Below are 9596 nucleotides of genomic sequence, written 5' to 3' on the forward strand. Positions count from 1 at the left end.
GATTATTTATGATCGCAAATAGGTTTAACAAACATAACACCTGTATCCCAAGGTTGTTCGATCCAAGTGTCTTGAGCAATATCTACAACATAATCATCAACAAGTGGTTTACCTGCTGGTTTTGCAAAAATAGTAACAAAGTGAGCTTTTGGATACATTTCACGAATAGTGTGAGCAGTGTTGCCCGTATCGACTAAATCATCAACGACAATAAAGCCTTCGCCATCACCATTGGCTTGCTTTAGGATCAGTTTTTCGCGTTGATGATCGTGATCATAACTTGAAATGCAAACAGTATCGACATAACGAATACTAAGTTCTCGAGCTAAAATAGCGGCAGGGACTAAACCACCACGGCTAACGGCAATGATACCTTTCCATTGATTAGCAGGTAATAAACGTTCTGATAGTTGACGTCCGTAGGATTGCAACATTTCCCAGGTAACGGTGAATTTTTTCTTTTCAGCAATAAGTTCTGCTTTGTGTTGTTTTTTGGCTTGGATTTCTTCTTCTGTTAATAAAGTTTGTTCTGTTGACATGAGTAACCTGCAATTTTAATCGAATGTGTGAATAAATAAATATTCATGAACTAAAAATAGATGTAAAATTGCACCTTATTATAGAGTGATTAGTTAAAAAAAACCACTCCTTAATTTAATACTAACTTAATTAATTTTGAGGTTATATCATGCTTTCTACTTTAGCACCCAAATTTGTTTGGCAGATTTTTAATGATATTTGTAAAATCCCGCATCCATCTCATCATGAACAAATGATAACTAAATACATTGTCGATTTTGCTAATACGCATCATATCGACTGCAAGCTTGATAAAGTAGGTAACATTTTACTCACTAAACCAGCAAGCAAAGGAATGGAACAGTGTCCATCGATTGCTTTGCAAGCTCATATGGATATGGTGCCACAAAAAAATGAAGGTACTGTGCACGATTTTTTCACTGATCCAATTCAAGCTTATGTTGATGGTGAATGGGTAAAAGCCAAAGGTACCACGTTAGGTGCAGATAATGGTGTCGGCTTAGCATCTGCGCTAGCTGTGTTAATTGATCCGGCTGTTGAACATGGGCCGATTGAAGTATTAATAACGACCTCAGAAGAAACAGGTATGCACGGTGCTTTTGGTTTACAACCTAATTGGTTAAAGAGCCGTTATTTGATTAACACTGATTCTGAAGATGAGGGGGAAATATTTACGGGCTGTGCTGGAGGTGTTGATTTTTCCACAACTTTTGCTGTGACCTATGCGGTAATACCTGAAAAGCATGATTGTTATATAAGCATTTCACTAAAAGGACTAAAAGGTGGGCATTCTGGTTGTGATATTCACCTTGGGCGTGGTAATGCAATCAAATTAATGGCTCGCTTTTTAGCGCAGTATGTACAAGATATCCCATTTAGATTAGCCGACATAAAAGGTGGCTCACTACGTAACGCTATTCCAAGAGAAGCTTTTATTGAAATCACTTTAAATAAACAAGATCTACCTAAATTAGAAGCCATTGTTAAACAATATCAAACTATTTTACACAACGAATTAGGCCATGTAGAACCTTCTATCGAAATAACATTATCTGAAGTTGAATCTAATAAAGTCAAAAGGGTATTAACAGCTGAACATCAAAATAAGATTATAAACTATCTCAATACCGCACCTAATGGTGTGATTAGAATGAGCGATCAGCTTCATGGTGTGGTTGAAACATCACTTAATTTAGGTATAGTCAGTATCGAAGACAACCAATTTAATGCCCATTTTTTGATTCGCTCTCAAGTGGATAGTGCAAAAGATGCTGTTGTATCAACCTTGGTATCGTTTAGCCAACTTATTAATGCTAATTACGAAATCAGTGGTGGCTATTCGGGTTGGGAACCCAATTTAGATTCGCAATTACTTAAACTTGCAAAAGGTAAATATCACGAAATTTTTTCTCAGCAGGCAAAAATAATGGTGATACATGCAGGGCTGGAATGTGGTCTATTTAAGCAAAGTTATCCAAATATGGATATGATCTCAATTGGACCAACAATTGTTTCACCACATTCCCCAGATGAGAAAGTCAATATCCAAAGTGTTTATCGTTATTGGGAATTATTGATAGCAATATTAAAATCAGCAAGTTTTTTAAAATAATATAGCTCATTAAATACCTACCGATCGTTATTGGTAGGTATTAATATTATTTGTTTGTACCTTATTTTTGCAAAAAATGTTTTAGCATTTAAGCCTTATCTTAAAATCAATTCTGATAGAAATAATGAAATTAAATTCATAAAAAGTGAATAAAAATTCATTTTGTGCTTGTGTTAGTCTTTTGAATGGCTTACTATATGTGCAATTATTGCGTAAGAATTAATAAGGATGAATATGTTAAAGGCAATTGTTATCGGTGCAAGCGGGTATGCGGGCGCAAAATTAGCTTATTATTTGCACAAGCATCCCCATGTCGAACTTACCGCTTTAATTGTGTCGGAAAATAGTCAAGATGGTGGCAGGCTGATTTCTGATTATGAGCTGCATCCTCAGCTAAAAGGGGTTATTGATCTGCCACTTATAGCAACGTCTGATTATTCTGCTTATATCAATGATGTTGATATTGTTTTTTTAGCCACCGAACATACCGTTAGTCACAATATTGCTCCTTACTTTTTAGAGCATGGTTGCACTGTATTTGATTTGTCAGGCGCATTTAGGGTGAATTGTGCTACTTTTTATAGCGATTACTATGGTTTCACGCACCAACACCCTAAATGGTTAGATAAAGCTGTTTATGGTTTAGCTGAGTGGAATGTTGAGCAGATCAAACATGCACAGCTTATTGCTGTGCCTGGGTGCTATCCTACCGCTTCGCAATTACCACTAAAACCGTTAATCGAAGAGAGTTTATTGGATAATTCACAATGGCCGGTAATTAATGCTGTAAGTGGTGTGAGTGGCGCAGGCCGAAAACCTTCACATAATAATTTATTTTGCGAAGTAAGTTTACATGCTTATGGGGTATTTACTCATCGCCATCAGCCCGAAATTGCAACGCATTTAGGGCAAGAAGTTATTTTTACACCGCATCTAGGTAGTTTTAAACAAGGTATCCACGCCACAATCACTTGCCGAGTAAAAGCGGGTGTAACATCACAAGACATTCTTGCTACTTTAAATAAATACTACCAAAATAAACCTTTAATTCGAGTGTATCAAAAAAATTTGCCTGCATTAAAATCTGTTGTTGGTTTGCCTTATTGCGATATTGGCTTTGTATTAAAAGATCGTCATTTAATCTTAATTTCTGTTGAGGATAACTTATTAAAAGGCGCAGCAACGCAGGCTGTACAGTGCATGAACATTCGGTATGGTTTTGATGAAACAACCGCATTATTATAAAAATGGACTAATTTCTATTTTAAATTTTGAACATCTTAACAATAAGTTAAATTACTAGGAAACTAAAATGAGACCATTAATTATAAAACTTGGTGGCGTATTACTTGATAACAAAGATGCCTTAAGCCAATTATTTGTTGTTATTAGTGAATATAAAAAGAATTATCAACGATCTTTAATTATTGTTCATGGCGGTGGTACGGTAGTTGATTCATTAATGGATAGGCTTTCTTTACCCGTAGTACGCCGAAATGGGCTACGTGTAACGCCAGCTGATCAAATTGATGTTATTGTAGGAAGCCTTGCTGGTAGCGCAAACACCAAATTATTGTCTGAGGCTAAAAAACATCAAATACCAAGTGTTGGGCTCTGTCTTGCTGATGGTAATAGTGTTAAAGTCAAACAAATTTCGGAAGAGCTAGGTTATGTTGGCGAAGCTCAAGCAGGCGATCCTACATTAATAAATTTACTGATTAATGCAGGTTATTTGCCAATTGTTAGCTCAATTGGCATCACCGAAAGTGGGCAAATGATGAATGTTAATGCCGATCATGCTGCGGTAGCGCTCGCTAAAACTTTAGGTGCAGACTTAATATTATTGTCTGATGTCGTTGGCGTGCTTGACGAAAATAAGCAACGAATTGAGTCTTTAACACAACCGCAGGCGGATCAATTGATCGCTAAAGGTATTATTACCGATGGTATGGTGGTAAAAGTGAATTCGGCTTTTGAAGCAGTTAAAGAACTGGGGCAGCCGATTGTGATTGCCAGTTGGAAAGAGTCCGATCAACTTATCAAATTATTTAATGGAATATCAGGAGCAACGGGTACAAAAATTATTGCTTAAATAATAAGTATTTGTATTAGGTTAGTTATCATCAATACAAATATAAAAGTACATATCTTTAACGCATTTATTTATCGTAAGTTAATTTGGAAAGGGTGTAACATGAAAAAAAGTGGAACAAAAAAAGTTGTATTAGCTTATTCAGGTGGTTTGGATACATCAGCAATTATTCCTTGGTTAAAAGAAAACTATGGCGGATGTGAAGTTTACGCTTTTGTTGCTAATGTAGGTCAAGATCCCAAAGAATTAAAAGATGTCGAAAAGAAAGCTAAAGCCTCGGGGGCTGTGGCTTGTAAAGTGGTTGATTTACGAGAAGAATTTGTTAAAGACTATGTATACCCTGTTTTGAAAACAGGCGCCTTATATGAAGGCACTTATTATCTTGGTACCTCGATGGCTCGTCCAATTATTGCAAAAGCACAAGTAGAATATGCATTAGAAGTTGGTGCAGATACACTATGTCATGGTGCAACAGGTAAAGGTAATGACCAAGTACGCTTTGAAACAACTTACACCGCACTTGCACCACAACTAAAAGTCATTGCACCTTGGCGTGAATGGGATCTACGTTCACGTGAAGCATTAATCGATTATTTAAAAGTTCGTAAAATCCCAACCACGGCAACGGTTGAAAAAATTTATAGCCGTGACGAAAACGCATGGCATATCTCGACTGAAGGCGGTGTGCTAGAAAGTACTTGGAACCAAGCTAATGCTGATTGCTGGGCTTGGACTGTTTCGCCCGAAGATGCGCCAGATAAACCAGAACTGGTTACTATTGGAATAGAAAAAGGCGAAGTAGTGTCGGTTAACGGCAAAAAATTATCGCCTTACAACTGCGTGGCAACACTGAATAAAATTGGTGCAAAACATGGCGTTGGTCGCGTAGATATTATTGAAAATCGCCTAGTTGGCATTAAATCACGTGGTTGCTATGAAACTCCAGGTGGCACAATAATGATGACAGCATTACGTGGTTTAGAGCAATTAATCTTAGACCGTGACAGCTTTAAATGGCGCGAACAACTCGGAATTGAAATGGCCTATGTTGTTTATGATGGTCGTTGGTTTGCTCCATATCGACGTTCAATTCAAGCGGCCGCTGAAGTATTAGCACAAGACATGACAGGCGAAGTTGTTGTTAAACTTTATAAAGGTAATGCAACAGCAGTACAAAAAAAATCGCCGAATAGTCTATATAATGAGGAGTTTGCAACATTTGGAGAAGATGATGTTTATGATCACAGCCATGCAGGTGGCTTTATTCGTCTATTCTCGTTATCCTCTCGTATACGAGCTTTAAACGAAGATAAGAAAAAACAACCCGCTCAAAAGACCAAATCAGCTAAATCTGTTAAAACAGCGGAACTGGTGAGTAAAACATAGCAACAAAAGTAAAAAAGTGATTTCCGATATCACAAATAAAATAACAACAATATACAGGCTAATGTCTGTATGTTGTTATTTTAGATAAAATTGTACGTGTTTAACTAGTTATTAAAAATAATATAGAGGTAATTATGGCATTATGGGGTGGGCGTTTTAGCCAAGCGGCAGATCAACAATTTAAGCATTTTAATGATTCATTGCGCTTTGACTATCGTCTTGCAGAGCAAGATATCATTGGTTCAATTGCTTGGTCGAAAGCATTGGTGACTGTTAACGTTATATCTTATGATGAGCAAAAAAAGTTAGAAAAAGCTTTGAACGAATTACTGGTTTTGGTACAACAAGATCCCAATCAGATTTTACAAAGTGATGCTGAAGATATACACAGTTGGGTGGAACAAAAACTGATCGAAAAAATTGGTGATTTGGGTAAAAAATTACATACAGGTCGAAGTCGCAACGATCAATCAGCCACTGACCTAAAACTATGGTGTAAAGATCAAATTCCTTATTTAATTAATACCATTAATCAATTGCGACATTCTCTCGTTACAACAGCAAAACAACATCAAAATGCCGTTATGCCTGGTTATACCCATCTACAGCGAGCACAACCAATCACATTTGCACATTGGTGTTTAGCTTATTTTGAAATGCTCACCCGTGATGTTAGTCGTTTACAAGATACCTTAAAACGCTTAGATGCAAGCCCATTAGGGACAGGTGCATTGGCTGGAACTGCTTATCCCATGGATCGCGATCAATTAGCAAATTGGTTAGGTTTTTCGGTAGCAACAAATAATAGTTTAGATTCGGTGTCTGATCGTGATCACATTCTTGAGCTATTAAGTAATGCTTCAATTGGTATGGTGCATCTATCACGTTTTGCTGAAGATCTTATCATTTTCAACAGTGGTGAAGCTAACTTTGTTGAATTATCTGATCGCGTTACTTCGGGCTCGTCACTTATGCCGCAAAAAAAGAATCCCGATGCATTAGAACTAATTCGTGGCAAAGTAGGTCGAGTGACTGGCGCATTAACTGGAGCGCTTATGACCTTGAAAGGTTTACCACTTGCTTATAATAAAGATCTACAAGAAGATAAAGAACATCTATTTGATGCACTGGATACTTGGCATGAATGTTTAGATATTGCCATATTAGTATTAGAAGATATTAAAATTAACTATGCAAACTGCCAAGAAGCGGCTAAACAAGGTTATTCCAATGCGACCGAACTTGCTGATTATTTAGTTGCCAAAGGTATACCATTTCGGGAAGCACATCATATTGTTGGTGAAGCAGTAATTGATGCAATCACCAAGAAAAAGGCGCTTGAAGAGCTCTCGCTTGAGGAATTACAGAAATTTAGCCCTGTCATTGGTAATGACGTTTATTCAATATTATCGTTAGAATCATGCTTAGCCAAACGTTGCGCTAAAGGCGGGGTTTCACCACAACAAGTTAAATTAGCAATTAAAAATGCAAAGCAACAATTATCCTAGCCTTTTCACTCTTCTTCATAACTATGCCGGCATTTTTATATCAATTAAATCAATAATGCCATATAAAGCAATAGTTTTTGATTACAGAGATAAAATAGCCAAAGGGTATAGACGTATGCATCTTTTTCTTAAAAAATCTGATTGTATATCTGTTAAGACGGTGTAAAAATAGAATTCTTTTTTGAATGGATTAAAGTGAATTGTTATGAGTAAAAGTTATAACTTTAGTGCAGGTCCTGCAAAATTACCTGCAGATGTATTAAAACAAGTTCAAGCTGAGTTATTGAATTGGCATAATACAGGTGCATCGGTGATGGAATTGAGTCATAGAGGTAAAGATTTTGATGCCTGTGCTGTTGACGCTTCTAACGACCTGCGTGAAATATTAGATATTCCTAATAATTACAAAATTCTCTATTGCCAAGGTGGTGCTAGAGCACAATTTGCCGCAGTGCCATTAAATATTTTAGGCAATAAAACCAATGCAGACTATATCAATAGCGGTTATTGGAGCCAGTGTGCTGCCAAAGAAGCCAGTAAATATTGCCAAATTCACGAGCAAAATGTGGTCATCAAGCAAAATGGATTAACCGCTATCAAACCTATGTCTGAATGGCAATTAAATGATGATTCCGCTTATGTACACTATTGTCCCAACGAAACAATTGATGGTATTGAAATTTTTGAAGAGCCAAATTTTGGTAATAAAACAGTTGTTGCCGATCTATCATCATGCATATTATCACAACCAATTGATATAAGCCGATATGGTATCATTTATGCGGGTGCCCAAAAAAACATTGGTCCATCAGGTATTACTATTGTTATTGTGCGTGAAGATCTAATCGGTCATGCACAAAAAATCTTACCATCAATATTAGATTACAAAATTTTAATGGATAACGATTCTATGTTTAATACACCACCTACCTTTGCATGGTACTTGTCGGGGTTAGTGTTTAAATGGATAAAAAACCTTGGTGGGCTAAAAGCCATGCAGCAACGTAACCAAGCCAAAGCACAATCGCTATACCAATATATCGACCAATCTAATTTTTACCGAAATACTGTTGCAACCGCTAACAGATCAATTATGAATGTAACTTTCTTATCTCCAAATGAAGAGCTAGATAAAAAATTTGTAAGCGAAGCAAGCCAAGCTAACATTATTGGTATTAAAGGGCATCGAATTGCAGGAGGAATGCGTGCATCAATTTATAACGCCATGGATCAAGAAGGGGTCAATTATTTAATTGACTTTATGCAGCAATTTGAAAAGCAAAATAGCTAAAAGCTATACAAGTAGTGACGCCAATTAAAAAAGGAAAGGTAAGCCCTCCCTTTTTTAATTAACTAGCCCTATTTGCAACTATATACTTCACCAACCATAACCGCATCTGTTGGTGCAATATCTGAAATATATTGCATAGAAGTATCTTGCGCATTATAAATCACATTACCGCCCATCGTAGCCGCTTTGTTCATAAGTTCTGATGCCGCATCGCGAATAAGTTCACTATGTGTTTTAAGTCCAGAAAAGAAACTGCTACGACGCCCCTCTGTTTTCCCCAAAAACTGGCAAGAATCTGCAGGCTTAGTATCAATAAATTGGACTTGGCGACCAGCAGCAGTCGGTTGATATTTATTGCTACTACACGCACTTAAAAGCAAAGTTGCTAATATTACAACACCAACAAATACTGATTTTTTGATAGACATAATATTTCCTTAGCCAATATAATAAAAAATAATAATGAACCAAGTTATTGTATCAGTTTCATTAAGCAAAAAATATTAGTAATTAAGCGAGAGGAAAACTTTATAAACACATTTCAGATTAAGAAATAATCAAACTAACCTAGTTTATTAATTAATTATAGCAAATTCGATTTAACTCTATTATAATCGCAACCCTACTAACTTAGTAGCACGCCGAAATGGCCCCTTAGCTCAGTTGGTCAGAGCAGTCGACTCATAATCGATTGGTCACTGGTTCAAGTCCAGTAGGGGCCACCAATAAAACCTATTTAAATCAAGAAATTACATCAAATAATCAACATTAGCAAACTAACTTATTTTCTTAAGTGGCGGTGAAATGGCGGTTGATTTTCTGATTGGTTGGGTTGTATTTTATTGCACAACCCACATTTACCATTAATTTAGTTGATGATGGCGGTTTGAAGAAAACGGTATTTTTACATTCGGATCAGGGCATGCGCTGGGTACGATTGTTTCTGAGACAGATTGCAATACTGTAAATGAGTGACAACAGTAAATATTTGTACATTGCCGATATTGTTTACGAGTTATATTGCTGAGTTCTTCGCTAGTTCTAATCGTTGTTTTTGATCTACAGTGTGGGCATTTCATCGATACTTTACCTCTTCTTTAATTTTTAGTTAATTTTATATTAACTTTTAATTAAATCCAGTATTATTCATTTTCTTCTTTGGGTTTT

The 9596-nt window shown here is 36.4% G+C and carries 8 protein-coding genes, 1 tRNA gene and 1 pseudogene; 7 read left to right on the forward strand and 3 right to left on the reverse strand.

What is annotated here, in order from left to right:
* Positions 1–2 precede the first annotated feature (2 nt).
* Positions 3–539: a xanthine phosphoribosyltransferase gene (gene gpt, locus A9G28_RS08450; RefSeq protein WP_081295616.1), complete on the reverse strand. Its 537-nt coding sequence runs from the start codon at positions 537–539 to the stop codon at positions 3–5.
* Positions 540–688: 149 nt separating this feature from the next.
* Between gpt and A9G28_RS08455 the strand changes: the two genes are divergently transcribed.
* From A9G28_RS08455 to serC, 6 genes and pseudogenes are all read left to right on the forward strand, one after another.
* The gene (locus tag A9G28_RS08455) at positions 689–2152 is read left to right on the forward strand and encodes an aminoacyl-histidine dipeptidase (protein ID WP_065566467.1); all 1464 of its coding nucleotides are present in this window, start codon (positions 689–691) and stop codon (positions 2150–2152) included.
* A 234-nt stretch (positions 2153–2386) separates the two neighbouring features.
* Entirely contained in the window at positions 2387–3397 is a 1011-nt protein-coding gene (argC, locus tag A9G28_RS08460) for an N-acetyl-gamma-glutamyl-phosphate reductase (protein WP_065580382.1), read from the forward strand.
* Between the two features lie 67 nt (positions 3398–3464).
* Entirely contained in the window at positions 3465–4244 is a 780-nt protein-coding gene (gene argB / locus A9G28_RS08465; RefSeq protein ID WP_065580383.1) for an acetylglutamate kinase, read from the forward strand.
* A 102-nt stretch (positions 4245–4346) separates the two neighbouring features.
* Positions 4347–5564 (forward strand): annotated as a pseudogene (locus tag A9G28_RS08470) (argininosuccinate synthase); the annotation flags it as partial.
* Between the two features lie 200 nt (positions 5565–5764).
* Positions 5765–7138: an argininosuccinate lyase gene (gene argH, locus A9G28_RS08475; protein WP_065580384.1), complete on the forward strand. Its 1374-nt coding sequence runs from the start codon at positions 5765–5767 to the stop codon at positions 7136–7138.
* Between the two features lie 205 nt (positions 7139–7343).
* Complete coding sequence (serC, locus tag A9G28_RS08480) at positions 7344–8429, forward strand: 3-phosphoserine/phosphohydroxythreonine transaminase (RefSeq protein ID WP_065580385.1); 1086 nt, start codon at positions 7344–7346, stop codon at positions 8427–8429.
* Positions 8430–8497: 68 nt separating this feature from the next.
* Here the strand turns inward: serC and A9G28_RS08485 are convergent, their stop codons facing one another.
* Entirely contained in the window at positions 8498–8857 is a 360-nt protein-coding gene (locus A9G28_RS08485) for a DUF4156 domain-containing protein (RefSeq protein ID WP_065580386.1), read from the reverse strand.
* A 220-nt stretch (positions 8858–9077) separates the two neighbouring features.
* Between A9G28_RS08485 and A9G28_RS08490 the strand changes: the two genes are divergently transcribed.
* A tRNA-Ile gene (locus A9G28_RS08490) sits at positions 9078–9154 on the forward strand.
* 138 nt (positions 9155–9292) lie between these two features.
* Here the strand turns inward: A9G28_RS08490 and A9G28_RS14170 are convergent.
* Positions 9293–9508 (reverse strand): ogr/Delta-like zinc finger family protein, encoded by a 216-nt coding sequence (locus A9G28_RS14170; RefSeq protein WP_081301545.1) that lies wholly within the window; start codon positions 9506–9508, stop codon positions 9293–9295.
* Between the last annotated feature and the right edge of the window lie 88 nt (positions 9509–9596).

The sequence above is a fragment of the Gilliamella sp. Fer1-1 genome (assembly GCF_001690825.1).
Taxonomy (GTDB): domain Bacteria; phylum Pseudomonadota; class Gammaproteobacteria; order Enterobacterales; family Orbaceae; genus Gilliamella; species Gilliamella apicola_C.